Origin of the sequence: Agrococcus citreus (assembly GCF_039527715.1) — a bacterium.
Classification (GTDB): Bacteria; Actinomycetota; Actinomycetes; order Actinomycetales; family Microbacteriaceae; genus Agrococcus; species Agrococcus citreus.
In genome coordinates this window covers 839,223-865,278 of sequence record NZ_BAAAKK010000005.1, presented here as the reverse complement: position 1 = coordinate 865,278, position 26,056 = coordinate 839,223, and the positions used below count along the sequence as shown (strand labels likewise).

Below are 26,056 nucleotides of genomic sequence, written 5' to 3'. Positions count from 1 at the left end.
TCAGCGCATGTAGGGATTGACGTCCTTGGGGTTGATCAGATCGGGCGAGGTGAACCCGGTGAGGTCGTACTCCGACATGAACGACTCCGCGAAGGCGCGGTTCTCGTCGAGCCTGCCGTCGTGCTTCGCCACGTCCAGGATGTCGAGATAGGACTTCTCCGGCTGGCCCCAGTAGTTGAGTTCGTAGAGCTCATGCCTCGAGCCGAACTCCGAGCCGACCGAGTCCCACAGCGCCTTCATGATCTTCGAGCGATCCTGCGCCGTGTTGCCGTTCGAACCTCGCATGAATCGGGCGAGGTGCGGCTCCACGTCCGGCGTGAGGAAGTCGACCGCGTTCGAGTTGAGGTAGATCAGCCCCGACGCCACGATCGTCTCGATGATCTGCTTCATGCGCGTGTAGTTGCCCGGCGACAGCGCCGCGAAGGCGAAAGCATAGTCCTGGTTGGGCTGCACGGAGTCGCCGAAACCGGGCTGCGCCGCCTCGATCATGCCGTCCCGGAGGCCCGCGACGGTGTGGCGGAAGGCGATGATCTCGCCCAGCTGGGCCTGCACGCCGCGGAACTCCCCCGAGCCCGTGACGTCGAGCGCGCGGGAGACCAGGCCGATGATGAAGTCGAGCTTCACGCTCAGGCGGGTCGACGACTGCAGTGCCGCTCGCGTCATCCAAGCAGCCTCGTTGTTGAAGTGCTGCACCTTCTGCGCGTCGTAGATGAGCACGTTCTCCCAGGGGATGAGCGCCTCGTCGAACACCAGGATGGCGTCGTTCTCGTCGAATCGGCTCGAGAGCGGGTAGTCGAACGGGCTCGCGGCGCGCGCTGCCGCCTCCTCGTAGGAGGCACGCGAGTACAGGCGCACGCCCGGTCCGCCGATGTCGGCCATGAACGTGAGCGCGAACTCCTTCTGGCCGAGCGCTGCGCCGAAGTGCGAGACGAAGACCTTCTGCGTCAGGGCGGCACCCGTCGCCACGACCTTCGCGCCCGACACGATGAGGCCGCTGTCGGTCTCGCGCTCGACGTGGACGAACACGTCGCGCACCTCCTCGACGCCCTTCGCGCGGTCGACGGGCGGGTGCACGATGGCGTGGCCGACGTGGGAGACGAGCTCCTGGGCGTCGTCGTAGATGCGCTGCGCGTTGCTGGAGAACTCGCCGAAGAATGCGGGGTCGGCGCCGACGGTCGACAGCAGCGAGGCCTTGTAGTCGGGCGTCCTGCCCATCCAGCCGAAGGTGAGGCGCTGCCAGGCCTCGATCGCCCGTGTGGCTGCGCGCAGATCGTCCTTCGACCGCTGCACGCGGAAGAACGCGTGCGTGGAGCCGCCCGAACCGGTGTCGGTCTCGACGACCGTGTCGCCGTTGCGCGCTGGGTCGTTGATCTGGTCGAACAGTCGCGCGATGCTCCGGGCGGAATTCCGGTAAGCCGGGTGCTCGGTCACGTCGGTGATCCGCTCGCCGTGGATCCATACCTCGCGGTCATCGCGGAGGCTGGCGAGGTACTCGTCGCCGGTCTGCGGTCGGGTACGGCGGGTGGTGTCGGTCATCGCGCGTCTTCCTGGTTGATGGCGGGCTGGTCGACCGACGCTCGGTCGACCGTGGTCACCGGGGAGGTGATGCTGGTCTGCTCGTGCATGTGCTCGTAGCGCTCGGGGTGGCGGCGTCGCGAGATGAGTGCGACGACGATGCCGATCACGAAGAGGAGGAACGGTACCGCTTGGAGCGCGATGTTGACGAGCGGGTCGCCGGAGGCGGACAGCGCTCCGAAGTTCATGAGCGCCGTCACGACGATGAAGAGGAAGGCGACCCCGGAGAGCAGTGGCGAGAGGGTCCCCGACCACCGGCCCTCGCGCAGCTCCGGGTGCTTGCGGAAGAAGGTGAAGATCGCGGCCGCGGTCAGCAGGAGCAGGAGCAGGATCGCGAACGTGCCGATCGCGATGCACCACTGCATGACGGTGAAGATGTCGGTGGGTGCGACGAGCACCGCGACGAACAGCAGGGCCGAGATGATGCTCGCTGTGAACGAGGCGACGAAGGGCGAGCGGTGCTTCGGGTGCACGGCGGAGAGCGGCTTCGGCAGCACCGTGTGGCCGAGCGAGTGCAGATACCGGGCGGCGATGTTGTGGTACGACAGCACGCACGCGAACATCGAGGTGACAGCGAGCACCGACACGATGTGCGTGAAGACCGGTCCGATGAAGGTGTCCGAAGCGATGAACAGCAGCGCGGTCGGGTCGTCGAGGCTCGCGATCGTATCCATGACGGCGGGTCCGCCGAAGCCCTGGAAGAGCGCCCAGGTGGCGAACACGTAGAAGACGAGGGCGCTGCCGATGGAGACGTAGATGGCGCGTGGGATCGTGCGGCGCGGGTCGCGCGCCTCGTCGCGGAAGATCGCCGTCGCCTCGAATCCGAGACCGACGCTGAGGCCGAACATGATCGCGAGCGGGAGCGAGCCGCCCGTCACAACTTCGGGGGCGAAGATCGACGTGAACGAGATGCCCTCGACGCCGCCGCCCTGGAGGAGGATCGCGAAGTCGATGACCAGCACCGCGAGCACCTCGAGGATGAGCGCCACCGCGAGCACCTTCGCACTCAGGTCGATGTTGAAGTACCCGAGGAAGGCGACGAGGGCGAGCGAGATGACGGTCCAACCCCACCACTCGAGATTGAACGGACTGTCGAAGCCGGCGAGCATGCCGTTCGTCGTGACGCCCAGCAGTGCGAACACGAAGGCCTGGAACAGGAGGTACCCGAAGAGCGCCATGAATCCCGCTCCGACGCCTGCCGGCCGGCCGAAGGCGGCCATCACATAGGAGTAGAAGGCGCCGGCCTTCTCGATGCGCATGCTCATCGAAGCGTACCCGGCGGCGAAGACCAGCAGGATCAGCGGCCCCACGAAGTACGCGAAGGAGATGCCCGCGCCGTTCGACGCGAGCATGTTCAGCGGCGTCGAGACGATGATCGTCAAGGGCGCTGCCGCGGCGACCACCATGAAGACGATGGACATGACGCCGAGCTTGCCTTCGAGGCGCTGCGGTGTCGGGCTGCTCGATGTCGCCATCGAGGGTGCAGTGGTGCTCATGGTGCTCCCGTGGTCTCGCCGCTCCGATGCGGCTGCCCCTGCGCCGGCGCAGGTGCGCACGGCGATGCTTTCATTATGCTGATACGAACGTAGTACTACAAGAGACGGCTCAAAGTTCGTCTCTTGAGAGCTGGAGCGCCTTGAACTCGCCGCCGGCCGGGTCGACGACGACGCCCCAGATGCCGAAGCTGAGCTCGTTGTCGCGCGTGTTGATCCGGCCGCCGCTCACCGCTGCGGCCTCCACTGCCGCACCCTGGTCGACGACGTTGAACCACGGCAGCCAGTGCGGCGGAAGGAACGCTCGCGCTTCCGGCGCCACCTCATAGGCTCCGCGCAGCACGTTGCCCGCGGCATCGCGCACGAAGTGGATCCCGTGGTCGAGTGCCTCCACGGCCGCCCCGGGGAAGAGCGCGAGCTGGAACTCGATCTGCGCTGCCAGGTCGTGGTTGGTCGGGTCGACCATCGAGAGGTGGCCCAGCGCACCAGAGGGGACGGTGCCGCTGCCGGCCGGCAGCTCAGCGATGCCGAAGACCGCACCGAAAGGATCGTGGAGCAAGACCGCATCGCCCGGCACTGCGAGGCGCACTCCCTCCTCCATGACGGTCGCACCCGCCTCCACCGCGCGCTGCACATCGGCGGCGAGGTCACCAGCGCCGAGGAAGGCGATCCATCCTGCCGCATCGGGTGCGAGGTCTTCGACGAGCTGGAGGCCCGCGACGACCTCACCATCGGCGGCCCTGAAGCGGCCACGATCGCCTTCGAGCTCGAGCTCCCAGTCGAGCACGGCGCGGTAGAACGCTGCCAGCCCGGAGTCGGAGGCGACGCGCAGCTCCTGCCATACGGTGGTGCCGATCGGATAGTGCTTGCTCATGGGATGCTCCTCAGTCCTTGGGTGCGAGGCGCTCGACCTCGTCGGGGTGGTCGGCCTCGAACATCGCGCGACCGGCGAGGTGGTACCCCGCGGTCGGTGCGGCGAAGAACTCGAGCTGGTCCGTCCTGGAGACGGTGGTCCAGATGTCGCGGAAGTAGCGCTGCAGGGCCTGCCCGTCCGCGGAGAAGCCAGTGCCCGCGGTGCGGATGAGCTGCTGGAGCATCTCCCACACCAGGTCCTCGGCGACGAGGTGCGCGTTGTTGATTCGCATCGCGCTCGCGTCGTCGAACGGCGTGCCGTCGACGACGAGCCTGCGCGCGTGCTCCTCGTAGAGGCGGCCCTGCTCGATGAGCACACCGAAGGCCGCATCGACCTTCGCGATCGCGAGGCCGAGGACGCGGCGCCAATCGTCGTTGTCGACGCGCTTCGAGCCGGCCGGGTCGTAGGGCGCTCGGCTGATCCGGATCGCTCGTTCGTACTCGTCGATCGCGGCGTATCCCAGACCGACCGCCACCGCCGCGACCTCGCCTTCGGCGAAGCCGAAGAAGACGCCCGAGTAGAGGGGGTTGCCGTGCAGCTCGTAGCCGATCGTGGGCTCGTCGACACGCGACGCCCAGGTCTCGGCGACGACGCGCTCGGCGGGCACGAAGACGTCCTGCATCGTGATGCCGTTCGAGCCCGACCCCCGCATGCCGATCACCCGACCCCAGTCGTCCAGCACCTCGAAGTCGGCGCGGTCGACCACGACCCACGCGCGGTGCTCCGGCTCGTCGTCCGTGGCCGGCACGACGACCGTCGGGAAGAAGTGCGTCGAGTACGGGGCCCCGGAGCAGTATCGCCAGGTGCCGGTGAGTCGATAGCCGCCCTCGACGGGCACGAGCTTCGAGCCCGCGATCTGGCCGGATGCCGGGGCGATCATGTAGCCGTTGGCGCCGAACACCTCGTTCTGCACGGCCTCCGGCCAGTAGGAGGCGAGCGTCAGGGAGTGCGCGGACGACAGCGACAGGCACCATGCGGTGGAGGGGCAACCGCGCGCGACCTCCGCGATCACCGCGAGAAAGCCGGGAATCCCGAGCTCGAGCCCGCCGTGCGTGAGCGGCAGCAGCATGCGGTAGAAGCCGTGCTCGATGAAGTGCTCGTGCACGTCCTCCGCGTACTGACCATCGGCCTCCGTCTTCCCCTGACGCTCGCGCAGCGTCGGTCGGATCTCGCGAGCGGCTTCGAGCAGGCGTTGGAGCTCACGGCGCACGCGCTCGTCCGACTGCGCGACGACACCCAGCGAATAGGGGCCCGCGAGTCCAGGCTCGATGCGGGTGGGCTCAGTCTCGTGCGTCATGCTCGGCCCGGTGGTCACGACGCTCGTGGGCGTCGCCTTGACCTTGACTCTCGACATCGTCGTCCTCTTCTTCTTCTCGTGCTCGGGTGCTGCTACTGCCAGATCGAGCGGAGGCTCTCGCGCTCGGCGTCGATGGTCTCCTGATCGAACCGGAAGTACGAGCGCGGAGGCAGCATTCCCCAGACGCTCGAGGAGTGGCGGTCGTCGGGGAACTCGCGAGGCTCGTGGAACTCGTCGAGCTGTTCCATGTCGCAGTACAGCTCGACGAAGCACTCGGCCTCAGGGATGCGCACATAGCCTGCCGTGTTGCCGCCGATCCCGTGACGCACCGGACCCCAGGGGAACCAGCGACCGTGCTGGGACAGGTGGTCGAACTTGTCGCGGATCTGACCCCACTCCCCCAGGTCGAAGGCGAGGTGGTGCGGATGTGCCGTGCCGGTGTTCACGAATGCGTTCACATGGTGGTCCGCACCGATGCGCATGAAGGCACCCGCATCGGTGCCGAGGCGGTCCGCGAGCTGCTGTCCCACGACGTTCGTGTAGAAGTCGACCATCGAGTCGACGTCCTCGACGAGGTAGTTGACGTGGCCGAGCCGACGCATCGCACCGGCCTTCACCTCGCTCGAGAGCCGCGACGAGATGGGGAAGGCATTCTGCCCAGTGCGCGGGCGGAACGGCACGAACTTCACACCGTTCCCCTCCGGGTCGACGAACGAGACCGACTCGTCGTCGCGAGAGAAGTCGACGCCGACGGCCTTCAGGTGCGTCGTCGCATCCTCGAGCGAGTACTCCGGGTGCAGCTGGTACGCGGCGTGGGTGAGCCCCGGCGCGTTCGCCTGCTGGAGCACGACGGAGTACTCCTCGTAGTTGCACGCGAGGTAGGCGCGACCGTCCTCGCGGCGCCGCTCGAGCATCGAGAACTCGACCTGCCAGCTGTCGGACGCCGTGTCGACGTCCTCGACCGCAAGGACGACGTGGTCGATGTCAACGATCCTGATCATGCGATGCCCCTCCCGCCGCCGGCTTCTTCACCGACGTTTCTTTTGCTGAACACTCATAGTACTATAGTTAACGGCAAGCGCAACTGCGCACACCAGGATCGCGAGCGCGGCCGGAAGGAGCTCCGATGACACGGGACCAGTCCAAGAGCAGGACGGATGCCGGAGCGAGGACGCGCGTCGTGCGCGTCGTGCACCCGGATCTGTTCGGTAGGCAGCGGGCGAAGCAGATCCCCGTCGCGCTCGCCGAGCGAGCCGACACGATCGCCTATTCCAAGATGAGCCTGGCCGAGGACCTCATGGGTGTGCCCGTGGACGAGACTGCGTTCCCCGCAGTCGCGGGGCACCCCGACCTCGACGCGCGACTCGAGCCGACGACCTCGGTGACGCCCCCGTGGGAGCCCGACGCGAGCTGGATGATGAGCTCGCTCGAGGAGCACGGGTCGCCGTCGCCGCTCTGCGTTCGGTCCGCGCTCCGGAACGCCCGCGACCGGCTCGCGCAGCGAGGGTGGCACGCAGTGGCGGCGGGCGAACCGGAGTTCTACCTGTTCGAGCGGGGCGAGCAGCCGCACCCCTACGGCGGCACGGGCGTGTCGTACACCATGGACCGGCTCGCCGATCCCGACGGAGCGGCTGGACGCATCCATCGCGCGCTCATCGACTTCGGCATCGGCGTCACGGCCATCAACCGCGAGTTCTCTCGCGGGCAGTTCGAGGTCAACTTGCACCACGCGGAGGTCCTCGACGCGGCCGATCGCGTGTTCCTGCTCAAGACCGGGCTCAAGGAGCTCGCCATCATCGAGGGCCTGCGGGCGAGCTTCATGCCGAAGCCCCTGGCCGGCGAGGAAGGCAGCAGCCTGCACGTGCACATGTCGTTCTGGGACGGCGACCGCAACATCTTCGCCGAGGGCGCCGACGGCGTCTCGGACCTCGCCATGTCGGCCATCGCCGGGATCCAGGACCACGCGCCTGCGATCCACGCCTTCGCGGCCCCGACGATCAACTCCTACAAGCGGCTGCGCGGCGAGGGCTTGTCCCCTCGCAGCTCGGGGTGGGCCGCCGACAATCGCTACTCCTATCTGCGGCTGCCGGCGGAGCGCGGTGACGCGACGAGGTTCGAGCTGCGAGCCGGCGACTCGTCCGCGAGCCCGCACCTGCTCATGGCCGCGATGATCCACGCGGCGCTCGATGGCATCGAGCGCGGCTTGACCCCGCACGCCCAGGGCCACCCGCTCCCGCAGTCGCTCACCGCATCGATCGCAGCGCTCGAGCAGGACGCCGTGCTGCGCAACGCGCTCGGCGACGAGCTCGTCGACGTCTATGCCGCCGTCAAGCGGGCCGAGTCAGCCGACTTCGACGCGGCGGTCACCGATTGGGAGTGGCGGCTCTACGCCGACAGCGTCTAGCGGCCAGCACCTGGCAGCGGGCACGACAGAGAGAGGCGAACGATGCGATTTACCATCTGCTTGCGCGTGCAGGGCGAACGGGCCGCGACGGTGCTTGAGGCCGCCCGAGCGGTAGAGGGTGAGGGCTTCGGCGGCATCGCGATGTCCGACGAGCTCATGGACATCGACCTCGGCGGCACCTGGAGCCACGACCCGTGGACGCTGCTCTCGTCGGTCGCGGCCGTGACGAGCGAGGTGCACCTGATGCCGTTCGTGCTCAACGTCGCGAACCGGGATGCCGGGACCACGGCCGTCGCCGCCGCGACGCTCCAGGATGTCTCCGGCGGACGCCTATGGCTCGGCCTCGGCTCCGGCACGAACGCCGGAGAGCAGTTCTCCCGCGACCAGGATGCCTTCGGCCGCACCCCGGCGCCCGCGAAGGAGCGTCGCATCGCCGCGCGCCGACACATCCGCGAGATGCGACGCATCTGGGCCGCCGAGCACTTCCTGCAGCCCGAGCCCGAGATCCCCATCGTATTCGGCGCCTTCGGCCCGATCGGCGCGAAGCTCGCGGGCCAGCATGCCGACGCGATCGCCGCGCCGCTCGACGGCTTCGGTGGCCCCGACGCACCGCGGCTGGAGGACGTCGCCCGGCTCGCGCAGGAGGCGAGGCGGGAGGCCGGTCGACCTGGCCGCGTGCGAGTGGTGGCCCACACCGGGCCCTTCGACGACGCGTCCGACCCGCTCTGGCGCCGCGGCAGCCCTGCGTACGACCGCCTGCTCGCCCTTGGCGTCGAGCACCTGGTGCTGTTCCTCGCGCCCGACGTCGCGCAGGTGCGGGCCGCAGCGCGGCACTTGCCGCTCGAGCTCGGGGCTTGACCGGCGCGATGGTCGCACGACGAAGGGGCGACGCCGCGGCGTCGCCCCTTCGTTGTGCTCAGAGCGCGATGTAGGTGGTCTTCAGCTCGGTGTACTTCTCGAGGGCGTGACGCGACTTGTCCCTGCCGTTGCCCGACTGCTTGAAGCCACCGAACGGCACCGTGAGATCGCCCTCCTCGTAGCAGTTCACCCAGACCGTGCCGGCGCGGATGCGCCGCGACAATCGGTGCGCCCGGGACACGTCCGCCGTCCAGAGACCTGCCGCGAGCCCGTACTTCGAGCGGTTGGCGACAGCGACCGCCTCATCCTCGTCCCCGACCTCGACGATCGCGAGCACCGGTCCGAAGACCTCCTCCTGGGCGAGCCTGGATGAGGGATCGACCCGGTCGAAGACGGTCGGCGCGAAATAGCTGCCAGCGGCGAGGTCGCCTCCGAGATCGACACGGTCGCCTCCCAGCAGCAGCGTCGCTCCGTCCTCGTGGGCATGCCGCACGTGCTGCGCCACCTCGGCGATCCTGCCGCGGCTGGCCAGCGGGCCCATGCGAGTCGCAGGATCGAGCGGATCACCTGGGGCATATGCGCTCGCGCGCTGCCGCAGGCCGTCGCGCACGGCCTCCGCGATCTCGCGATGCACGATGAGCCGCGAGGGCGCGGTGCACATCTGACCGGAGTTGAAGAAGATGCCCCACGCCGCCGTGTCGATGGCGGTCTCGAGGTCGGGGGCGTCGGGCAGGATGATGTTCGGCGACTTGCCGCCGAGCTCGAGCCAGACACGCTTGAGGTTGGACCGCGCGGCGTACTCAAGGTAGGCACGTCCGACGTCGGTCGAGCCGGTGAATGCGATGGAGTCCACGTCGGGATGCGTGCCGAGTCGGCGACCGAGCACGGAGCCGCGCCCTGGCACGACGTTGAGCACGCCGTCGGGAACGCCTGCTTCGCGCGCGAGCTCTGCGATGCGGATCGCAGAGAGCGGTGTCGGGTCTGCCGGGCGGTGCACGACCGTGCAGCCCACGGCGAGCGCCGGCGCGATCTTCCACGCGGCGAGCGTGAGAGGGAAGTTCCACGGCGTGACGACGCCGACGACGCCGACCGGCTCGCGCGTGATGAGCGCGAGCGCATCCTCGCCGACGTCGGACACCTCGTGGAGCTCCTTGTCGGCGAGCTCGGCGTACCAGGAGTAGGTGCTGATGACGGCGCGCAGCTCGATGCCCCAGGCGTCGGCGATGGGCTTGCCCATCTCGATGCTCAGCATGGCCGCGAGCTCGTCGCGGTTCGCCTCGATGAGCTCGACCCAGCGCAGCATGATCCGCTTGCGCTCGGCGGGGCGCATGCGCGGCCACGGCCCCTGGTCGAAGGCGCGACGCGCGGCCGCGACCGCGCGGTCGATGTCTGCCTCGCTCCCCCACGGCACGGCGGCGACGGTGCGGCCGTCGCGAGGAGCGACGAGGTCGACGGTCGCGCCGCCCTCCGCCGCCACATCGGCGCCGTCGATGAGGAGCTGATCCGGCCAGCGGATGGCGTCCGCGAGTGCGGTCCACTCGCTCGCGCTACGGTCAGCTGCGGTCGCCATGCTGGTTCCTCTCTGCATGCTGCCTCGCGGCGTCGACGAAGGCGAGCACGAGCGCATGGCCCTCATGATCGAGCTGCTCCTCCGGATGCCACTGCACGCCCACGCAGAATCCCGTCGGTGTCTCGACGGCCTCGATCACGCCGTCGTCGGCGAACGCCGTCGCGATGAGACCCTCGCCGAGCGCGTCGACGCCCTGGTGGTGGTGCGAGGCGATGTCGAGCTCGGCATGCGGCGCGATCGTCGCGAGCGCCGATCCCGCGACGATCTCGACGCGATGGCTCGTGAACTCTCCGACGCCATCCCGGTGCGGCTGCATGTCGACGCGATCGGCGAGATGCTGCTCGAGCGTGCCGCCGAACGCGACATTGATCACCTGCATGCCGCGGCAGGCGCCAAACACGGGGATGCCGCGTTCCGACGCCCGCTGCGTAAGCGCGATCTCGAGCCGGTCGCGCACGGTCAGCGACGGGTCGTTCGCTGGATGGGGGCGCTGGCCGTAGAGCTCGGCGTCGATGTCACGACCGCCGGCGAGGAAGAGGCCATCGACGCAGTCGAGCAGGCGATCGAGCTCGTCGAGGTGGGACTCCACTGCGGGGATCAGGACCGCTGCGCCCCCCGCCTGCTCGATCGCCCGCACATACGAGTGCGGCAGGCCGTCGGTAGGCACATCGACCCACGCGCCCGACGACTGCGGCTTCCGATCCGCGACGACCGCGATGAACGGCCTCATGAGACGGGCGATTCGTCGGTCCAGTCGGTCGTGCCATAGGTGATGGCGAGCCAGGTCGCTTCATGCCCATCCTCCGCCCCGTGCCAGTGCGCGGTGTCAGGCGGCGTCACGATGTACGTGCCGACGGGCAGCTCGCGATGATCACCATCGCGGTCGCCCGCCCGCCCCGTCCCGGCCACGAGCACGAGCACTTGACCGCCCGGGTGGCTGTGCCACTTCGTGCACGCGCCCGATTCGCTGTGGACGCGCGCGACGTCTGCCTCCCCCTCGCGCCCTGCCTCGCGAAGCATCTCGAGCAGCACGGTGCCGGTGAAGCGCCCGCCGTACGCGTAGTCCTTGTCGCCCTCGGCTGCCACGTGCATCATCGCTCGGCCTCGACGGGGTTCTCGATGGCGCCGACACCCTCGACCTCGACCCGCACGACGTCGCCGGGCACCAGGTAGCGCGGAGGCTTGCGCTCGTCTCCGACACCTCCCGGCGTGCCGGTAGCGATGAGGTCGCCCGGCTCCAGCGTGATGCCGCGCGAGAGGTACTCGATGATCTCCGGGATCGAGAAGATGAGGTGGTCGCTCGTCGACGACTGCATCTGCTCGCCGGAGACGACGGTCCGGACGGCGATCCGGTCGCGGTCGGTGATCGCATCGACGCTCGTGATCACGGGGCCCACGGGGGTGAACGTGTCGAAGGACTTCCCGACGGTGAACTGTCGCATCGGGGTCTCGAGCTGCGCGCGCCGGCCGGAGACGTCGTTCAGCGCGGTGATGCCGCCGACGTGGTCCCACGCGTCCTCGACGCTCACCCGGTACGCGCGCTTCGAGATGACGACCCCGATCTCACCCTCGTAGTCGGTCCGCGTCTCCTCGTGCGGGATGACGATCGGGTCGAAGGGCCCGGTGACCGAGCTCGACCACTTCGCGAAGACGACCGGGACCTCCGGCTTGGCCAGGTTCGTCTCCTCGACATGCCCCATGTAGTTGAGGCCGATCGCGAGGATCTTGCGCGGCAGCACGGGTGCATGCACGTGCACATCCGCGATCGCGAAGCGCTCGCCGTTGGCGTCTCGCACCGCCCGCCAGGCATCGTCAGCTGGGACGAAGCCCTCCGCGGGCGCGTCGAACGCCGCCACGACGCTCTCGCCCTCCACCCGCCCGACGAGGCGGCGACCGTCCGCGGTCGAGAAGTGCATTGCCTGGGTCACGATAGCCTCCAGTGGATCGCGTAGGGGTGTTCTCTTTGAGAGTACACTCGTACTCGTAAAGATGCCAGCCGGTGCGCCGAAGTGGAGACCCTGTGGACTTGAACGAGATCGACCACGTCGGGGCGCTCGCCGAGAACGTGCGGCGCTTGCGGGAAGCGCACGGACTGTCGCTCTCGCAGCTCTCCGAGCGCTCTGGGGTGGCGAAGGCGACGCTCTTCAAGATCGAGCGAGGACGGACGAATCCGACGCTCGAGACGATGGTGGCGGTCGCCGAGACCTTCGACGTGCCCGTCGCGACGCTCATCGCGAGGAAGCCGCGCGCGCTCGTGGAGGTCGTGCGGGCCGGCGAAGGAGAGGACATCTCCGACGCCGCCTCCGACGGACGCGTGCTGCGCAGCCAGGTGATCGGCGCCGGCTCGCTCGAGATCCACGCGCAGCGATTCCATGACGGCGCGTCGGAGACGTCGGCCTCACATGGCTCCGGGGCGCGCGAGCACGTCTTCGTGCGTGCCGGCCGCATCCGCCTCGGCCCGGTCGGCGAGGAGATCGAGGCTGGCCAGGGGGACTACGCCACCTACCCCGCTGATCGCGTGCACCGCTGGGAGGCGATCGGTGGCGACGCGGAGCTGTGGATCGTCCATACGTTCCCCCGCGCCTCCGCCTTCGTCGAGTAGTCAGTCGAGCAGATCGCGGGGATACGCGTCGGGCACCCGGCCACCGATCGCCTCCGAGAGCCCCGCGGCAGCAGCCACCGCTCGCCTGCGGATCTCGCCGAACCGCTCCGGCGTCATCGGCAGGTCGAAACCGGAGATGAAGAGCTCGAGCTCGGTCACGCCCTCGGCGTTGAACACCGGCACCTGGATCGCCTGCACGTGCTCGTGGAGCGTCGCCGGGTCGGCCAGCGAGCGGAAGTCCCGGTCGATCTCCGCCCATAGTCGCGAGTAGTCGGACGGCTTCGAATCGGGGTCGCCGACGATCGTGTCGAACGGGGCCCCGAGGCTGTCTCCCACCGACACGGCATAGCCTCGCTCGCGGACGCGTTCGAGCATCCCTTCCATGAACGGCCGGTCGACGACGCCTAGCAGGTGCCTCGAGCTCTCCTCCCAGACCTTGCGGCGCGCAGCAGAGGACCAGGCCGCGAAGACAGGTGCGATCGGTGCAGCGAACGGGAACGACTGCCCGACGAGCGCCGCCCCTTCCGCACCCCCGACATTCGCGGCCGCGAGCACGACGATGCTGTCCTTGACGACCGTGGCGACGAACGCGAGCACCCCGAGCTCCGCGGCGACCGAATCGACGGCCTGTCGCACCGACTCAGCCTGTCGCAGGCTGCCTGCTACCCCGCGCGGACTGAACTCGAGCGACGGGATGGTGAACGTCCCGTAGCCGCCCTTGAGGAAGATGAGCGGCATCCCCGCGTCACCTTGGCCGACCCCGAAGCCGCGCACGTCTCCGAGCGCGATGTCGTGGTCCCCAGCGCCGATCACGTCGCGGATGCCCGCGTCGAACCAGGCGAGCGCATCGGCCAGGCGCGGGTCGCCGGAAGCCGTCTCGATCCACTCCCCCGTCGTGAAGCGCTCCTCCGGCCCGCGCGCGAAGGCTCGGCAGAGTGCCTCGTGGCCGGCCCCGAGCACGTTGACGCAGAAGGATCCGGAGCGCTGCAGCAAGCCCCACGTGTACGACGACGAGGACGGCATGAAGCTGACGATGGCCGGGTCCTCAGAGACCGCGGCGAACGTGCCGACCACCATGCCGATCGCCTCGCCCGTGTCGGGGTGGCGACCCGTGACGAGCGCGACGCCCGTCGGGTACTCGCCGAGCACCGCACGCCACCACTGCGACTTCTTCGTCTTCGCCGCGAGCGTGTCCTGCTGCGCGGCGATGGCGCCGAGCGCGATCGCGCTGGTGTTCGGAGCGGTCTCATCCTGTGTCGTGGCCACGGTGCCTCCTTCAATCGGATGAAGTCACTATACGCGTACGTTCGTATCAGTATAGGACAACGGCTGCTCGTGTTACGCGCAGCGCAGCCTCCATAGTCGAGCATCCTCCGCGCATCACCGAACCGCGCCGCACGGACGGGACCACTGACGTACGGCGAACGACCGGCCCCCATTCAGCCTTTCCGGGGTACAGTTCTGCGCCAGCAGCACTACCGGCGAGAGGACACCCCGTGTCGAGCAGAGATCCCATCGACGCCACCCTCGACGCAGCGGATGCGCCGGCGCCGGACCATGATGCCAAGCCCGACGATCCGCCAAAGCTCGAGGGCTCGAGCTGGAAGTACGCGTTCAAGCGCGCGCTGAAGGAGTTCGGCACCGACGGCGGCACCGACCTCGCCGCGATGCTGACCTACTACACGGTCCTGTCGCTCGCGCCGGGCCTGCTGGCTGTCTTCTCGATCATCTCGCTCGTGCTGGCCAACAACGCCGAGACGGTGACGACGCTCGTCGACGACCTCGTCCAGAACGTGCCCGGCGACGCGCAGCCGATCGTGGCGAACCTCGTCGAGACCATGACGAGCTCGGCGACCGGCGGTGTCATCGCGCTCATCATCGGTATCGCGACGGCCGTGTGGTCGGCTTCCGCGTACGTCAAGGCGTTCTCGCGCTGCATGAACATCGTCTACGGCATCGAGGAGGGCCGCGGCTTCGTCAAGCAGACCGCGACGATGCTGCTCATCACGGTCGCGCTGCTCGTCGGCGTCGTGCTCATCCTCGTCTCGATCGCGGTCAACGACACGGTCGTGACGGGCGTCCTCGGCCCGATCGCCGAGCCGCTCGGCCTCGGGGGCTTCCTCGCGTTCATGTCACAGACGTTCCTGCCCATCTGGGCGTGGGTGAAGTGGCCGGTCATCCTCGCCATCGTCATCCTCATGGTCGCGCTGCTCTACTACCTCGCGCCGAACCTGCAGCAGCCGAAGTTCACCTGGGTGAGCATCGGCTCGATCGTCGCGATCGTCGGCATCGCGATCGCCGCGGTCGCCCTGTCGATCTACTTCGCCCTCTCCTCCGGCTACAGCGCCTACGGCGCGATCGGTGGCGTCATGGCGCTGCTGTTCGCGCTCTGGATCTTCAACATCGTGCTGCTGCTGGGCGCCGAGGTGGATGCCGAGGTCGAGCGCGCGCGGCAGCTGCAGACGGGCATCGAGGCCGAGTCGATGATCCAGCTGCCGCCGCGCGGCACGAAGAAGGTCGAGAAGAAGGCGGAGGCGCGCGACAAGCTCGAGGCCGAGGGCCGGGAGCTGCGCGAGCTGCACAATGGCCCTGACTCAGAGGGCGATGCCCCTGAGGCTGCCGACGCGGGGCGGGATGACGCGAATCGGGATGACGCGGGGCGAGACCGATCCGGGCGCGACGATGCGGATGCACGGGAGCGCGACCGGAAGCAGACGTCGCGGTCGGCGCGAGCGGTTCGCCAGGCGACCAATCGAGCGGTCGCCGCGCACGGTGCCTCGAGGCCGAAGTCGAAGCGCAAGTTCCTCGGGATCTTCCCGCTGAAGGGCCGCTGACCGCCTGCGCTCAGGGACGGCGCGGCCGCGTCGCCCAGAGAGCCCAGGCGATGAGCACGGGCTGGAAGAAGAGGCGGCCGAAGCGGCGCTCGTCGGTGTCGAGGCCGAAGGCGTCGCGGTGGTTGATCCACTGCGAGATGTTGCCGGGGAACACGGCGGCGAAGAACGCGGCGGCGACCTTCCCGACGAGCGGGCGGATGCCTCGGGGCGCGAGCGCGATCGCGCTGCCGAGCGCGATCTCGACGACGCCCGATGCGAGCACGACGCCGTCCTCGTCGAGCGGCGCGAGCTCGACGACGGTGTCGGGCACCTGTGCGCGGAAGTCCTTGCGGGCGAACGTGAGGTGGCTGACGCCGGCGAAGACGAGCGCGCCCCCGAGCGCGAGCCGGGCAGCGGTGCGCACGGCGCCCATCAGACGACCTGCCCGAGCGCGATGAGGCCGGTCACGACGGCGACGGCCGGGAAGAAGCCCTGCACCACGGCGGCGCGGCCCTTCGTGCGGTCGGAGACGACGAGGTAGAGCGCGGCGGCGAGCATGATGCCGGTCGCCGCCAGCAGCACGGCGATGCCGGCGACGCGGGCGCCCGCGAGGATCGCGAGCACGCCCGCGAGGGCTGCGATGCCGAGCAGCAGATTGTAGACGCCCTGGTTGGCCGCGAGCTGCTTCGACTGCGCGGCCTGCTCGGCGCTCGTGCCGAACACGCGGCGCGTGCCGGGCTCCTCCCATCGGAGCGTCTCGAGCACGAAGATGTAGCCATGCACGGCCGCGGCGAGCGCGGCGGCGATGCAGGCGATGACGGCGAGGTCCATGCGCCGCAGTCTAGGCGCGGGGCCCTGCCGTGCGGCCTAGTAGCGGCGGATGCCGAGCTCGCGCTCCAGCTGCGGCGTGCGGTCGCCCAGCAGCACGAAGGCGAGCAGGCCGACGACCGGGAACGTGAGGATCACGACGGCCCAGATGACCTTCGACACCAGCGCGACGTCCATGCTCATGAGCCTCGAGATCACCCACCAGCAGAAGGCCAGCCAGATCGCGACGGCGACGAGCCCCACCAGCCACCCCGCCATGCCCATGCTGACGTCGCTCATGTTCCGCCTCTCGCCGTGCTGCGCATCCTACGAGTGGGCAGCGTGCCCCGACAGAACCGGAGGGGCTCGGAACCGGAGCGCCGGCGGTCAGCCGTCCTCGCGCTCGGGGTTGTCGAGGCGGAGGACGTTCGACTCCGCGCCGTCCGAGCGGGTCTCCTGATGGATGAAGTCGAGCCTCGAGGGGCAGGTCGTGCACCGCGTCAGGAGTCGCTGAACCGGCGTGCCTACGATGCCCTCATGCACGACGAGCGCGCCTCCGCCACCGACCGCAACGGCTCGACGATCCTCCGGGCGCTCCGGAGCACCACGGGGCGCGAGAGCACCACGTTCGGCTTCTCCATCCTCGTGACCGTCGCCTTCGCCCTGGCGCAGACGGTCGAGGGCGCCCCTGGCGTGCCGGAGATCTTCCTGTACGCGGCCGGCGCGGTGATGTCGTTCACGGTGCTCACGGGGCTCCTGTCCGGCGGGTTCCGGAAGCCGATGCCGCAGCACCGCACCGAGACGCTCGCGCTCGCGACGAGCCTCAACATCGTCTCCGTCGGAGCGGGGCTCGCCTGCGCGCTGCCCGTGCTGCACCTCGCGGACGGCGGCTGGGCATGGGCGCTCGCGCCCTTCGTCGCCACGACGGTCTACCTGGTCATGGAGAGCGTCGAGACGGCGATCGCGGAGCGGCTGCTGCTCCGCCACGGCGAACCTTATGCGGACGAGGTCTCGGCGTGAGCGCGTCCCGCTCGGAAACGACGAAAGCCCCGCTTCCGCGGGGCTCTCACTGCTGGGGTACCTGGACTCGAACCAAGAACAAAGGTACCAGAAACCTCCGTGTTGCCAATTACACCATACCCCAATGGCCGCGCACCGAAGCACTGCGAGCCAAGAGTCGAGCATAACGGAAAGGGCGCCGGGGCGCCAATCGCGGCCTGGCTTGTGCCTCGCATCTGCGGTACGGATGTGCGGCTCGCGGGCAGCTGGACACGCACTTCGGTACCGGCAACCGAGGCGTGGCCTCGCGCGTCAACTTCGCACCATCGCGCGACGCCGCAGAGGGCTAGCGTCACCACCATGGACGTGGACGCTGCGACGCAGACGATGATCGACAACCTGCCGACGAAGACCGGCAGGACCCTGGACGAGTGGTTCGCGGTGCTCGACGCCGCGGGCCTCGAGAAGCACGGGCAGCAGATGGCGCTGCTCAAGGGCGAGCACGGCATGAGCCACGGATTCGCCAACCTCGTCGCGCTCCGGCACCGAGCGCGGGACGCCGGGCCCGTCACGGGCGACGACCTCGTCGACGCGCAGTACGCGGGCGCGAAGGCGGCGCTGCGGCCGATCCTCGACCGGCTCGTGGCCGCCGCGACGTCGTTCGGCGACGACGTGGAGGTGGCGCCGAAGAAGACGGGCGTCTCGTTGCGGCGGCGCAAGCAGTTCGGGCTCGTCGAGGCGGCGAGCGCGAAGCGCGTGCAGCTCGGCCTCAACCTCGCGGATGCGCCGGCGACCGACCGGCTGCGGGCCGCGGGCGGCATGTGCACGCACCGGGTCGACATCGCCTCGGTCGACGAGGTGGACGACGAGCTGCTCGGGTGGCTCCGCGGCGCCTACGAGATGGCCTAGCCGGGACGGTCTCGTCTCGATGCGCGCGGCGGCTTCGCCGCCGAGCTACTCGACGAGCAGATGGGTTCGGCGGCCGCGCCGAGTCGGCGCGCACACCGCGCGGGTCAGCGCTCGCGCGCGATGAGGTCGCGGTTGATCACCGAGGCCGCCACCGTGCCGGCGCCCGCGGCGACGGCGAGCTGCCGGAAGCCCGGTGTGATGTCGCCGGCCGCGTAGATGCCCTGGACGGACGCGCGCTGGCTGCGGTCCACGATCACGAGCCCATCCTCGTCGGTCTCGAGCGCGAGCGCCTCGGCGAAGCCGAGCTGCGGATGCCACCAGGGGCGCACGAACCCGCCCGTGCGCTCGCTCCGCTCACCGTCCTCGAGCACGATCGCGCGCATGCCGTCGCGGTCGCCCTCGATCGCGGCGATGGGCGTGCGCACGAGCGCGACGCCGTGATCGGCGAGCCGGGTCGCGCCCTCGTCGTCGACCGCATCCGAGCCGTTCGTGAAGACGGCGAGGTCGTCGGTGTGGCGGCGGATGACCATGGCGCGGTCGACGAGGTCGGCGGTCTCGCCGATGAGGGCGAGCGCCTGGCCGCGCTTGTCGTAGCCGTCGCAGTCCATGCACGAGTGCAGGCTCGTGCCGTACCAGGGCCGCACGTGCTGCGAGGCCGGCAGCGTCTCGGAGAGGCCCGTCGCGATCAGGACGGCCGCGGCGCGCGTCTCGCTCTCGGCGCGCGAGCCCGGCTGCTCCGCCTGCACCGCGAAGCCCCCGTCGACGACGACGACCTGCTGCACGAGCGCGCGCTCGTGCGTGACCGTCGGGTAGCGCAGCACCTCCTCGCGGCCGAGCGAGCGCATCTCGAGCGGAGAGATGCCGTCGCGCGTGATGTATCCGTGCGACTGCAGGGTCGCGGCGTGCCGGGGACGGTTCGAGTCGAGCAGCTTGACCGTGCGCTGCTGGCGAGCGAGGTTGAGCGAGGCGGCGAGGCCGGCGGGACCGGCGCCGATCACGACGACGTCGACGTCCATCAGACGCTCGCGGCCAGCCGCTCGATGCGGGCGAGCACCGCGTCGCGGCCGAGTAGCTCCATCGACTCGAACAGCGGCGGCGAGACGCGGCGGCCCGTCACGGCCACGCGCAGCGGCGTGAACGCGAAGCGCGGCTTGATGCCGAGCCCGTCGACGAGCACGTCCCGCAGCACCTGCTCGATCGCCGCGGTGTCGAAGGTCTCGAGCTCGGCGAGCGCGCGGCGCGAGGCCTCGAGCACCGCGTGCGCGTCGTCGGTGAGGCCGGCGACCGCATCCGGGTCGTGGCGGATGTCCTCGGTGTCGAGGAAGAGGAAGCCCAGCATGTCCTCGGCCTGGCCGAGCAGCTGCATGCGCTCCTGCACGAGCGGGGCGGCCTGCGCGAGCAGCGCCCGCTCCTCGTCGCTCGGCGCGCCGCCGAAGACCTGCCCGAGGTAGGGCTCGAGGCGGGCCGCGAAGTCGTCGGGCGCGAGCATCCGCACGTGGTCGCCGTTGATGGACTCGGCCTTCTTCGGGTCGAAGCGCGACGGGTTCGGGTTCACGTCGGCGACGTCGAACGCGGCGATGAGCTCGTCGCGCGTGAAGACGTCGCGGTCGTGCGCGATCGACCAGCCGAGCAGCGAGAGGTAGTTGAGCAGCCCCTCGGGGATGAAGCCCGCCTCGCGCAGCAGGAACAGGTTCGACTGCGGGTCGCGCTTCGAGAGCTTGCGGTTGCCCTCCCCCATCACGTACGGCATGTGGCCGAAGCGCGGGATCGCGGTCGCGACGCCGATGTCGGCGAGCGCGCGGTAGAGCGCGATCTGCCGCGGCGTGGACGAGAGCAGGTCCTCGCCGCGCAGCACGTGCGTGACGCCCATGAGCGCGTCGTCGACGGGGTTGACGAACGTGTACAGCGGCGCGCCGTTCGGCCGCACGACGACGAAGTCGGAGAACGAGCCGGCTGGGAAGGTGATCTCGCCGCGCACGAGGTCGTCGAACGAGAGGTCCTCGTCGGGCACGCGCAGCCGGAGGCTCGGCTGACGGCCCTCGGCGCGGAGCGCCTCGCGCTGCTCGGCCGAGAGCTCGCGCTCGAAGTTGTCGTAGCCCTGACGCGGGTCGCGGCCGGCCTCGAGGTTGCGGGCCTCGATCTCCTCGGCGGTCGCGAACGACTCGTAGAGGTGACCGGCCTCGAGCAGCCGCTCGATGAGCTCGGCGTAGATCTCGCCGCGCTGCGACTGCCGGTAGGGCTCGTGTGGACCGCCGGTCTCGACGCCCTCGTCCCAGTCGATGCCGAGCCAGCGCATCGCCTCGAGCAGCTGCTCGTACGACTCCTGGCTGTCGCGCGCGGTGTCGGTGTCCTCGATGCGGAACACCATCTTGCCGCCGTGGTGGCGCGCGAACGCCCAGTTGAACAGCGCCGTGCGGATGAGGCCGACGTGCGGGGTGCCGGTGGGCGACGGGCAGAAGCGGACGACGACGTCGCCGCCCGTGGCGGTCGAGAAGGGAACGCTCATGATGGCTCCATCCTAGGCGTGGGACAATGGGCGGCGATGCCCGCCTCCGATCCCGTCACCGACCTCGTCGCGCTCCTCGAGCGCTCCGTCGTCGCCCCGGGGCGCCCCCGGCGCGAGCTCGTGCGCGAGATCGAGGGCGATCTCCGCGACGCCGTCGCCGCACGCACCGCGACGGGCGAGCCCAGCCGGGCCGCCGCATCCGCCGTGGTCGCGGAGTTCGGCGATCCGGCGTCGATCGGCGCCGAGCTCTCGCGCGAGCTGCTCACCGACGTCGGCCGCCGCTACTCCCCCGTCTCGGCGGTGCTCGTCGGCCTGCTCGTCGTCGCCTGGGTCATCGGCATGACGACGCTCGCCGCGCTGCCGGGCTTCCGCGTGCCGGTCGACGCCGCGTGGATGCTGCCCGTCTCGCGCGCGCTCGACGTCGTCGCGCCGGCCGTGGCCGCCGCAGCCGCGGTGGGAGCGATCGCCATCCGGCGGGCGGGATCGATGCCTGCGCTCGTCGCGGTCGCGAGCATGCAGCTCGTCCTCGCGCTCGCGCTCGTCGGCGGTGCCGTCGCGCTCGCCGTCGCCCTGCCGGTGCCGCCCTCGGGCGCTGCGATCGCGATCGCGCTCGTGGCGAGCACCGTCGTGGTGGGCACGGCGGTCGGTGCGGGCGCTGCGCGGCTGCTGCTGCGCTTCGCCGCGGTGCGGCTCGCCGCTACGCCTGCGCGGGTCCCAGCACGCGCGAGATGACCGAGGCGGTCGCCGCCCAGTCGTCGCGCTCGGTCGCGAGCGCTGCCGTGCCGGCCGTCGTCAGGCGGTAGACGCGCTTCGAGCGCCCGTCGGACGCCCACTCGCCCTCGATGAGGCCTCGGCGCTCGAGCCGCTTGAGCGCCGGGTACACCGTGCCGCTCGGGAAGTCGAGCTCGCCGCCGGACCGCTCGCGGATGCGCTCGATCGCGCCGTACCCGTGCACCGGGCCCGCGGAGAGCACCGACAGCAGCATCGCGTCGACGTGGCCGCGGAGCGCATCGTTGGAAGCCATGCGCCCACTCTAACGGAGCCTGCCTGCATATGCAGGCAGGCTCCACACCGAGGTGCTGCGGTCGGTGGTCAGCGACGGCCCCCGCCGAGCAGGCCGCCGAGGATGTCGCCGAGCGGACCGAGCGGGCCGCTGCCGCCCTGCGTGCCGGCCTGCGTGCCGCCCTGCTGCGCGGAGCCGCCGCCGAGGATGCCGCCGAGCAGGTCGTCGAGGCCGAAGCCGCCCCGCTCGGGCGCCTGCGCCTGCGGCTGACCGCCCGGCTGCCCCTGCGGCACCGGGATCCGCTGCTCCGCGCCGGGCGAACCGGTGCCGAAGGGCGAGTCGCCGCCGGTCCACTGTCCGGCAGGCGTGGCCGGCGCCTGCGCGCCGCCCTGGCCGAGGAAGCGGTTCGCGATCCACGCGATCACGATGGGGGCGACGATCGGCAGGATCTTCTGGATGATGCCGCCGAGCGCCGAGCCGCCGCCGGCCGCGCGGGCGATCTGCTCGGTGTTGTCGCCGAAGACGTTGTGGACGATCTTCTCGCCGTCGGCGGGATCGATCGAGCCCGATAGCCGCTCGTCGAGGCGACCGGCGTGCGCGCCGAGCGCGCCGGCGAGCGATCGCGCGCCTGCCGGGTCGTGCGCGTTCGCCTGCATGCCGCCGACGAGCGCCGGCACGATCGCCTCGATCGCCTGCCTCGCCTCGTCCTCGCCGACACCGGCCTGCTGCGCGATCTGCTGGATCGGCATCTGGCCGAGCAGCTGCTGGATCTCCGACATGACTCCTCCTCGAGTCCCGCGGCGACCCGTGCCGCCGCCCCCGATGCTAAGCCCGCGAACGTCGAACTTCCCCGAACAGCGGGATTCCGAGGCGGAGACCCGAGCTCGGGGAAGCTCGACGGTGGGCGGGCTCGGTCAGACGGCGGTGGCCTGCGCGACGACGGGGTTGCGGAGCGTGCCGACCCCGGGCACCTCGACCTCGACCGTCTGGCCCGCGGCGAGCGGGCCCACGCCCTCGGGCGTGCCCATCAGCACGACGTCGCCGGGCAGCAGGGTCATGGATGCGGTGATCCACTCGAGCACGGTGGGCGCGTCGAAGATCCAGTCGCTCGAGACGCCGTCCTGCCGCACCTCGCCGTCGACGCGGGTGATGAGCCGCAGATCGCTCCAGTCGGGCTCGGTCTCGATCGCGGGGCCGAGCGGGCAGAACGTGTCGAACCCCTTCGCGCGCGCCCACTGGGGCTCGCGCTGCTGCAGGTCGCGGGCCGTCACGTCGTTGGCGACCGTCACGCCGAAGACCGCGTGCAGCGCGTTCGCCTTCGTGAGGCGGCGCGCGACGCGGCCGATGACGATCGCGATCTCGCCCTCGAAGTGCACGTCGCTCGACTCCGGCGGCAGCACGATCGCGTCGCCCGGGCCGATCACCGACGTGTTCGGCTTCAGGAACACGAGCGGCTCGGTCGGCACGTCGTTGCCCATCTCGGCGGCGTGCTTCGCGTAGTTGCGTCCGACGGCGACGACCTTCGACCGGGGGATGACGGGGGCGAGCAGTCGCGCCTCGCCGAGCGGGATGCGCTCCCCCGTCGTGTCGAAGCCGGTGATGATGGGGTCGCCGACCAGCACGACGAGCGCATCGGCGTCGACGACGCCGAAGCCGATCCGGTCACCGTGGGAGAAGCGAGCGACCCGCATCTCAGCGCCCTCCCGTCAGCTGCACCATCCAGCCGTGCGGATCGTCCGCCCGGCCGTACTGGATGTCGGTGAGGGCCGCGCGGAGCGCGAGCGAGACGGGTCCCGCGGGCGCCGCAGGGTCGCCGATGGTCTCCTCGGTGCTGCGCAGCGCCGCGATCGGGGTGATCACCGCAGCGGTGCCGCACGCGAACGCCTCGGTGATCGAGCCGTCGGCGATGCCGTCGCGCCACTCGGCGAGCGTGACCGTGCGGCGCTCGACGGTGTGGCCCGCGTCGGCGGCGAGCTGCAGCAGCGAGTTGCGCGTCACGCCGTCGAGGATCGAGTCCGACTCCGGGGTGACGAGCGTGCCGTCGGCCTTGACGAGCACGACGTTCATGCCGCCGAGCTCCTCGAGGTCGGTGCCCTCCTCGTTGAGGAAGAGCACCTGCGCGCAGCCGTTCGCGACCGCGATCTGGGTGGGCAGCAGGCTCGCGGCGTAGTTGCCGCCGCACTTCGCCGCGCCGGTGCCGCCCTTGCCCGCTCGGCTGTACTCGCGCGACAGCCAGATCGACACGGGCTTGACGCCGCCGGAGAAGTACGGGCCCGCGGGGCTCGCGATGACCATGAAGCGCACCGTCTGCGCCGCGCGGACGCCGAGGAACACCTCGTTCGCGATCATGAACGGGCGCAGGTACAGCGAGTCCTCCCCGCCCTCCGGCACCCAGGCCTCGTCGACCTCGACGAGCCGGCGGATCGCCTCGAGGAAGAGCTCCTCGGGGATCTGCGGCAGCGCGAGGCGCGCGGCGGAGCGCTGCATGCGCTTCGCGTTCTGGTCGGGCCGGAAGGTCCAGACCGAGCCGTCGGTGCGGCGGTAGGCCTTCATGCCCTCGAAGATCTCCTGGCCGTAGTGCAGCACCGCCGAGGCGGGGTCCATCTGCAGCGGGCCGTAGGGCTCGATCCGAGCATCGTGCCAGCCGCCATCGGCGGTCCAGTCGATCGAGACCATGTGGTCGGTGAAGTGCTTGCCGAAGCCGGGCTCGGCGAGCACGCCGGCGCGCACGGCGTCGTCGGCGGGCCGCTCGTTCCGCGTGAGGGTGAACTCGAGTGTCATGCCTGCTCCTTCGAAGTGCTGATGCGGTCGACGATGGCGTCGCCGACCTCGCTCGTGCTGCGCCCGGTGGCGGCGCCGCCGACGCGGGCGTCGAGGTCGGCATCGACGGCGTCGCGGATGCGACGGCCCGCGTCGGGGTGGCCCGAGTGCTCGAGCAGCAGCGCGGCCGACAGGATCGCCGCGGTGGGGTCGGCGATCCCGCGGCCCGCGATGTCGGGCGCGGAGCCGTGCACGGGCTCGAACATGCTGGGGAACTCGCCCGACGGGTTGAGGTTGCCGGAGGCGGCCGTGCCGATGCCGCCGCCGACCGCGCCGGCGAGGTCGGTGAGGATGTCGCCGAAGAGGTTGTCTGTGACGATCACGTCGAACCGGCTCGGCCGCTCGACGAGGAAGATCGTCGCGGCGTCGACGTGGAGGTAGTCGACCGCGACGTCCGGGTGCTCGGTCGCCACCGCATCCACGATCCGCTGCCACAGGCCGCCCGCGTGGACGAGCACGTTCTTCTTGTGCACGAGCGTGAGCCGCCGGTCGCGCCGCTCGGCGAGCTCGAAGGCGAAGCGCACGACGCGCTCGACGCCGAACGCCGTGTTGACGCTCGTCTCGTTCGCGACCTCGTGCGGCGTGCCCGTGCGGAGCGAGCCGCCGTTGCCCACGTAGGGACCCTCGGTGCCCTCGCGCACGACGACGAAGTCGATCGCGCCGGGATCGCGCAGCGGGCTCTCGACGTTGGAGTGCAGGCGCGTCGGCCGCAGGTTGACGTGGTGGTCGAAGGCGAAGCGCAGGCGCAGCAGCAGGCCGCGCTCGATGATGCCGCCCGCGAGCCGGGCGTCGGCCGGATCGCCGCCGACCGCGCCGAGCAGGATCGCGTCGTGCTGCGCGAGTCGCTCGAGGGTCGCGTCGTCGAGCACCTCGCCGGTGGCGAGGTAGTGCGCGGCACCGAGCTCGAACTCCGTCTCGACGAGCTCGACCCCGTCGAGCGCGGCGCGCATGGCCCGCCTCGCTTCGAGGGTGACCTCGGGGCCGATGCCGTCTCCTGCGATCACGGCGAGGCGCAGCTGCTGCACTCTTCCTCCTTGCGGCGCACGGGGTGCGCGTCGTGCGGCACCGCATCCGCGCGGGCCGCGCGCTCAAGCCTAGCCGCGCCGATGTTCGCATCCACGTCCCAGGCGGGACGCAGTACATTCGGGCCACAGGCAGCCTGCCCCCGGGCGGCCGCAACGAACGGAGAGCACCTTGAGCATCGGCTTCGGCATCTTCCTCATGGCCGTCGGCGCGATCATCGCCTGGGCGGTCCCCGCCCTGTGGGAGGTCGAGGGCGCCAACTGGGCGCTGATCGGCTACATCCTGCTCGGCGCCGGCGCGCTCGTCACCCTCATCGGCATCATCCTGGCCTCGCGCTCGGGCCGCACCTCGCAGGTCTCGCGGTCGAGCGTCGACCCGGCCTCGGGCACGCGCGTCGAGCGCACCGAGCGCCGCGACGACGTGCTCTGACGCCGACCCCGCAGCAGCGACGAGGGGGCGCCACC

General features: G+C 70.4%; 28 protein-coding genes and 1 tRNA gene. 8 read left to right on the top strand and 21 right to left on the bottom strand.

From position 1 onward, the window contains the following. From ABD106_RS13065 to ABD106_RS13045, 5 genes are all read right to left on the bottom strand, one after another. Positions 1-1,536, bottom strand: a complete 1,536-nt coding sequence (locus ABD106_RS13065) for a 4-hydroxyphenylacetate 3-hydroxylase N-terminal domain-containing protein (protein WP_343921011.1) — start codon at positions 1,534-1,536, stop codon at positions 1-3. Continuing rightward, on the bottom strand, positions 1,533-3,071 hold the full coding sequence (locus ABD106_RS13060) for an APC family permease (RefSeq protein WP_343921009.1): 1,539 nt from the start codon (positions 3,069-3,071) through the stop codon (positions 1,533-1,535). Before ABD106_RS13060 ends, ABD106_RS13065 begins: the two co-directional genes overlap by 4 nt. Before the next feature lie 109 nt (positions 3,072-3,180). Next, positions 3,181-3,942, bottom strand: coding sequence for a VOC family protein (locus tag ABD106_RS13055; RefSeq protein ID WP_343921008.1), 762 nt, complete (start codon positions 3,940-3,942; stop codon positions 3,181-3,183). 10 nt (positions 3,943-3,952) lie between these two features. Next, positions 3,953-5,335 carry an acyl-CoA dehydrogenase family protein gene (locus tag ABD106_RS13050; RefSeq protein WP_343921006.1) on the bottom strand — a complete coding sequence of 461 codons (1,383 nt, stop codon included), beginning with the start codon at positions 5,333-5,335 and terminating at the stop codon, positions 3,953-3,955. Between the two features lie 35 nt (positions 5,336-5,370). Further along, on the bottom strand, positions 5,371-6,279 hold the full coding sequence (locus ABD106_RS13045; protein ID WP_343921005.1) for a VOC family protein: 909 nt from the start codon (positions 6,277-6,279) through the stop codon (positions 5,371-5,373). 125 nt (positions 6,280-6,404) lie between these two features. Between ABD106_RS13045 and ABD106_RS13040 the strand changes: the two genes are divergently transcribed. Together ABD106_RS13040 and ABD106_RS13035 are read left to right on the top strand one after the other, a co-directional pair. Further along, positions 6,405-7,682, top strand: coding sequence for a glutamine synthetase family protein (locus ABD106_RS13040; protein ID WP_343921004.1), 1,278 nt, complete (start codon positions 6,405-6,407; stop codon positions 7,680-7,682). A 42-nt stretch (positions 7,683-7,724) separates the two neighbouring features. Continuing rightward, positions 7,725-8,540 (top strand): LLM class flavin-dependent oxidoreductase, encoded by an 816-nt coding sequence (locus ABD106_RS13035; protein ID WP_343921003.1) that lies wholly within the window; start codon positions 7,725-7,727, stop codon positions 8,538-8,540. Positions 8,541-8,598: 58 nt separating this feature from the next. Here ABD106_RS13035 and ABD106_RS13030 read toward each other — a convergent pair whose 3' ends face one another. The 4 genes from ABD106_RS13030 to ABD106_RS13015 are packed head-to-tail and all read right to left on the bottom strand — an operon-like array spanning position 8,599 to position 12,038. Then, positions 8,599-10,110: an aldehyde dehydrogenase family protein gene (locus ABD106_RS13030; protein ID WP_343921002.1), complete on the bottom strand. Its 1,512-nt coding sequence runs from the start codon at positions 10,108-10,110 to the stop codon at positions 8,599-8,601. After that, a complete protein-coding gene (locus tag ABD106_RS13025; protein WP_343921001.1) occupies positions 10,094-10,840 on the bottom strand; it encodes a gamma-glutamyl-gamma-aminobutyrate hydrolase family protein in 747 nt (248 codons plus the stop codon). The genes ABD106_RS13030 and ABD106_RS13025 overlap by 17 nt, the downstream gene beginning before the upstream one ends. Then, positions 10,837-11,196, bottom strand: coding sequence for a cupin domain-containing protein (locus ABD106_RS13020; RefSeq protein WP_343921000.1), 360 nt, complete (start codon positions 11,194-11,196; stop codon positions 10,837-10,839). The genes ABD106_RS13025 and ABD106_RS13020 overlap by 4 nt, the downstream gene beginning before the upstream one ends. A 5-nt stretch (positions 11,197-11,201) precedes the next feature. Next, the gene (locus ABD106_RS13015) at positions 11,202-12,038 is read right to left on the bottom strand and encodes a fumarylacetoacetate hydrolase family protein (protein ID WP_343920999.1); all 837 of its coding nucleotides are present in this window, start codon (positions 12,036-12,038) and stop codon (positions 11,202-11,204) included. Positions 12,039-12,136: 98 nt separating this feature from the next. Here ABD106_RS13015 and ABD106_RS13010 point away from each other — a divergent pair, with 98 nt between their 5' ends. Beyond that, positions 12,137-12,712: a helix-turn-helix domain-containing protein gene (locus ABD106_RS13010; RefSeq protein WP_343920998.1), complete on the top strand. Its 576-nt coding sequence runs from the start codon at positions 12,137-12,139 to the stop codon at positions 12,710-12,712. Here ABD106_RS13010 and ABD106_RS13005 read toward each other — a convergent pair whose 3' ends face one another. Further along, the gene (locus ABD106_RS13005; RefSeq protein ID WP_343920997.1) at positions 12,713-13,978 is read right to left on the bottom strand and encodes a flavin reductase; all 1,266 of its coding nucleotides are present in this window, start codon (positions 13,976-13,978) and stop codon (positions 12,713-12,715) included. Positions 13,979-14,208: 230 nt separating this feature from the next. On the opposite strand from ABD106_RS13005, the gene ABD106_RS13000 reads away from it, so the two are divergent. Beyond that, the gene (locus ABD106_RS13000) at positions 14,209-15,546 is read left to right on the top strand and encodes a YihY/virulence factor BrkB family protein (protein WP_343920996.1); all 1,338 of its coding nucleotides are present in this window, start codon (positions 14,209-14,211) and stop codon (positions 15,544-15,546) included. 10 nt (positions 15,547-15,556) lie between these two features. Here ABD106_RS13000 and ABD106_RS12995 read toward each other — a convergent pair whose 3' ends face one another. Genes ABD106_RS12995 through ABD106_RS12985 form a run of 3 tightly spaced genes read right to left on the bottom strand, consistent with a single transcriptional unit; the run spans position 15,557 to position 16,632 of the window. Next, positions 15,557-15,958 (bottom strand): DoxX family protein, encoded by a 402-nt coding sequence (locus ABD106_RS12995; RefSeq protein ID WP_425545749.1) that lies wholly within the window; start codon positions 15,956-15,958, stop codon positions 15,557-15,559. Continuing rightward, a complete protein-coding gene (locus ABD106_RS12990; protein WP_343920994.1) occupies positions 15,958-16,356 on the bottom strand; it encodes a DUF1304 domain-containing protein in 399 nt (132 codons plus the stop codon). The genes ABD106_RS12995 and ABD106_RS12990 overlap by 1 nt, the downstream gene beginning before the upstream one ends. A gap of 36 nt (positions 16,357-16,392) precedes the next feature. Beyond that, entirely contained in the window at positions 16,393-16,632 is a 240-nt protein-coding gene (locus tag ABD106_RS12985) for a hypothetical protein (RefSeq protein WP_343920993.1), read from the bottom strand. Between the two features lie 237 nt (positions 16,633-16,869). On the opposite strand from ABD106_RS12985, the gene ABD106_RS12980 reads away from it, so the two are divergent. Continuing rightward, on the top strand, positions 16,870-17,352 hold the full coding sequence (locus ABD106_RS12980) for a hypothetical protein (protein WP_343920992.1): 483 nt from the start codon (positions 16,870-16,872) through the stop codon (positions 17,350-17,352). A 52-nt stretch (positions 17,353-17,404) separates the two neighbouring features. Here ABD106_RS12980 and ABD106_RS12975 read toward each other — a convergent pair. Beyond that, positions 17,405-17,476: transfer RNA gene (locus ABD106_RS12975), tRNA-Gln, on the bottom strand. A gap of 215 nt (positions 17,477-17,691) precedes the next feature. Here ABD106_RS12975 and ABD106_RS12970 point away from each other — a divergent pair. Further along, positions 17,692-18,240 carry a DUF4287 domain-containing protein gene (locus ABD106_RS12970; RefSeq protein WP_343920991.1) on the top strand — a complete coding sequence of 183 codons (549 nt, stop codon included), beginning with the start codon at positions 17,692-17,694 and terminating at the stop codon, positions 18,238-18,240. 104 nt (positions 18,241-18,344) lie between these two features. On the opposite strand, the gene ABD106_RS12965 is transcribed toward ABD106_RS12970, so the two are convergent. Next, positions 18,345-19,256: an NAD(P)/FAD-dependent oxidoreductase gene (locus ABD106_RS12965; RefSeq protein ID WP_343920990.1), complete on the bottom strand. Its 912-nt coding sequence runs from the start codon at positions 19,254-19,256 to the stop codon at positions 18,345-18,347. Continuing rightward, the gene (gene gltX, locus ABD106_RS12960) at positions 19,256-20,746 is read right to left on the bottom strand and encodes a glutamate--tRNA ligase (RefSeq protein ID WP_343920989.1); all 1,491 of its coding nucleotides are present in this window, start codon (positions 20,744-20,746) and stop codon (positions 19,256-19,258) included. The genes ABD106_RS12965 and gltX overlap by 1 nt, the downstream gene beginning before the upstream one ends. A gap of 36 nt (positions 20,747-20,782) precedes the next feature. Here gltX and ABD106_RS12955 point away from each other — a divergent pair, with 36 nt between their 5' ends. Continuing rightward, positions 20,783-21,478 carry a permease prefix domain 1-containing protein gene (locus ABD106_RS12955; protein WP_343920988.1) on the top strand — a complete coding sequence of 232 codons (696 nt, stop codon included), beginning with the start codon at positions 20,783-20,785 and terminating at the stop codon, positions 21,476-21,478. On the opposite strand, the gene ABD106_RS12950 is transcribed toward ABD106_RS12955, so the two are convergent. From ABD106_RS12950 to ABD106_RS12930, 5 genes are all read right to left on the bottom strand, one after another. Continuing rightward, on the bottom strand, positions 21,444-21,770 hold the full coding sequence (locus tag ABD106_RS12950) for a helix-turn-helix transcriptional regulator (RefSeq protein WP_343920987.1): 327 nt from the start codon (positions 21,768-21,770) through the stop codon (positions 21,444-21,446). The genes ABD106_RS12955 and ABD106_RS12950 overlap by 35 nt on opposite strands. Positions 21,771-21,838: 68 nt before the next feature. Then, a complete protein-coding gene (locus ABD106_RS12945; protein ID WP_343920986.1) occupies positions 21,839-22,528 on the bottom strand; it encodes a DUF937 domain-containing protein in 690 nt (229 codons plus the stop codon). A gap of 135 nt (positions 22,529-22,663) precedes the next feature. Continuing rightward, positions 22,664-23,440, bottom strand: a complete 777-nt coding sequence (locus tag ABD106_RS12940) for a fumarylacetoacetate hydrolase family protein (RefSeq protein WP_343920985.1) — start codon at positions 23,438-23,440, stop codon at positions 22,664-22,666. A gap of 1 nt (position 23,441) precedes the next feature. Further along, positions 23,442-24,530 carry a branched-chain amino acid aminotransferase gene (locus tag ABD106_RS12935; protein WP_343920984.1) on the bottom strand — a complete coding sequence of 363 codons (1,089 nt, stop codon included), beginning with the start codon at positions 24,528-24,530 and terminating at the stop codon, positions 23,442-23,444. Then, on the bottom strand, positions 24,527-25,594 hold the full coding sequence (locus tag ABD106_RS12930) for a 3-isopropylmalate dehydrogenase (RefSeq protein ID WP_343920983.1): 1,068 nt from the start codon (positions 25,592-25,594) through the stop codon (positions 24,527-24,529). The genes ABD106_RS12935 and ABD106_RS12930 overlap by 4 nt, the downstream gene beginning before the upstream one ends. Positions 25,595-25,763: 169 nt before the next feature. Here ABD106_RS12930 and ABD106_RS12925 point away from each other — a divergent pair, with 169 nt between their 5' ends. Continuing rightward, positions 25,764-26,021, top strand: coding sequence for a DUF6458 family protein (locus ABD106_RS12925; protein ID WP_343920982.1), 258 nt, complete (start codon positions 25,764-25,766; stop codon positions 26,019-26,021). Positions 26,022-26,056: the final 35 nt, after the last annotated feature.

Excerpts from the sequence above, each read along its gene's own strand:
- ABD106_RS12935 (WP_343920984.1), bottom strand. The coding sequence starts at position 24,530 with ATGACACTCGAGTTCACCCTCACGCGGAACGAGCGGCCCGCCGACGAC.
- ABD106_RS12990 (WP_343920994.1), bottom strand. The coding sequence starts at position 16,356 with ATGGACCTCGCCGTCATCGCCTGCATCGCCGCCGCGCTCGCCGCGGCC.
- ABD106_RS12950 (WP_343920987.1), bottom strand. The coding sequence starts at position 21,770 with ATGGCTTCCAACGATGCGCTCCGCGGCCACGTCGACGCGATGCTGCTG.
- ABD106_RS13045 (WP_343921005.1), bottom strand. The coding sequence starts at position 6,279 with ATGATCAGGATCGTTGACATCGACCACGTCGTCCTTGCGGTCGAGGAC.
- ABD106_RS13065 (WP_343921011.1), bottom strand. The coding sequence starts at position 1,536 with ATGACCGACACCACCCGCCGTACCCGACCGCAGACCGGCGACGAGTAC.
- ABD106_RS13055 (WP_343921008.1), bottom strand. The coding sequence starts at position 3,942 with ATGAGCAAGCACTATCCGATCGGCACCACCGTATGGCAGGAGCTGCGC.
- gltX (WP_343920989.1), bottom strand. The coding sequence starts at position 20,746 with ATGAGCGTTCCCTTCTCGACCGCCACGGGCGGCGACGTCGTCGTCCGC.
- ABD106_RS12995 (WP_425545749.1), bottom strand. The coding sequence starts at position 15,958 with ATGGGCGCCGTGCGCACCGCTGCCCGGCTCGCGCTCGGGGGCGCGCTC.
- ABD106_RS13040 (WP_343921004.1), top strand. The coding sequence starts at position 6,405 with ATGACACGGGACCAGTCCAAGAGCAGGACGGATGCCGGAGCGAGGACG.
- ABD106_RS13060 (WP_343921009.1), bottom strand. The coding sequence starts at position 3,071 with ATGAGCACCACTGCACCCTCGATGGCGACATCGAGCAGCCCGACACCG.
- ABD106_RS12965 (WP_343920990.1), bottom strand. The coding sequence starts at position 19,256 with ATGGACGTCGACGTCGTCGTGATCGGCGCCGGTCCCGCCGGCCTCGCC.
- ABD106_RS12970 (WP_343920991.1), top strand. The coding sequence starts at position 17,692 with ATGGACGTGGACGCTGCGACGCAGACGATGATCGACAACCTGCCGACG.
- ABD106_RS12985 (WP_343920993.1), bottom strand. The coding sequence starts at position 16,632 with ATGAGCGACGTCAGCATGGGCATGGCGGGGTGGCTGGTGGGGCTCGTC.
- ABD106_RS12945 (WP_343920986.1), bottom strand. The coding sequence starts at position 22,528 with ATGTCGGAGATCCAGCAGCTGCTCGGCCAGATGCCGATCCAGCAGATC.
- ABD106_RS12940 (WP_343920985.1), bottom strand. The coding sequence starts at position 23,440 with ATGCGGGTCGCTCGCTTCTCCCACGGTGACCGGATCGGCTTCGGCGTC.
- ABD106_RS13030 (WP_343921002.1), bottom strand. The coding sequence starts at position 10,110 with ATGGCGACCGCAGCTGACCGTAGCGCGAGCGAGTGGACCGCACTCGCG.
- ABD106_RS13035 (WP_343921003.1), top strand. The coding sequence starts at position 7,725 with ATGCGATTTACCATCTGCTTGCGCGTGCAGGGCGAACGGGCCGCGACG.
- ABD106_RS12955 (WP_343920988.1), top strand. The coding sequence starts at position 20,783 with ATGCCCGCCTCCGATCCCGTCACCGACCTCGTCGCGCTCCTCGAGCGC.
- ABD106_RS12980 (WP_343920992.1), top strand. The coding sequence starts at position 16,870 with ATGCACGACGAGCGCGCCTCCGCCACCGACCGCAACGGCTCGACGATC.
- ABD106_RS13025 (WP_343921001.1), bottom strand. The coding sequence starts at position 10,840 with ATGAGGCCGTTCATCGCGGTCGTCGCGGATCGGAAGCCGCAGTCGTCG.
- ABD106_RS13050 (WP_343921006.1), bottom strand. The coding sequence starts at position 5,335 with ATGTCGAGAGTCAAGGTCAAGGCGACGCCCACGAGCGTCGTGACCACC.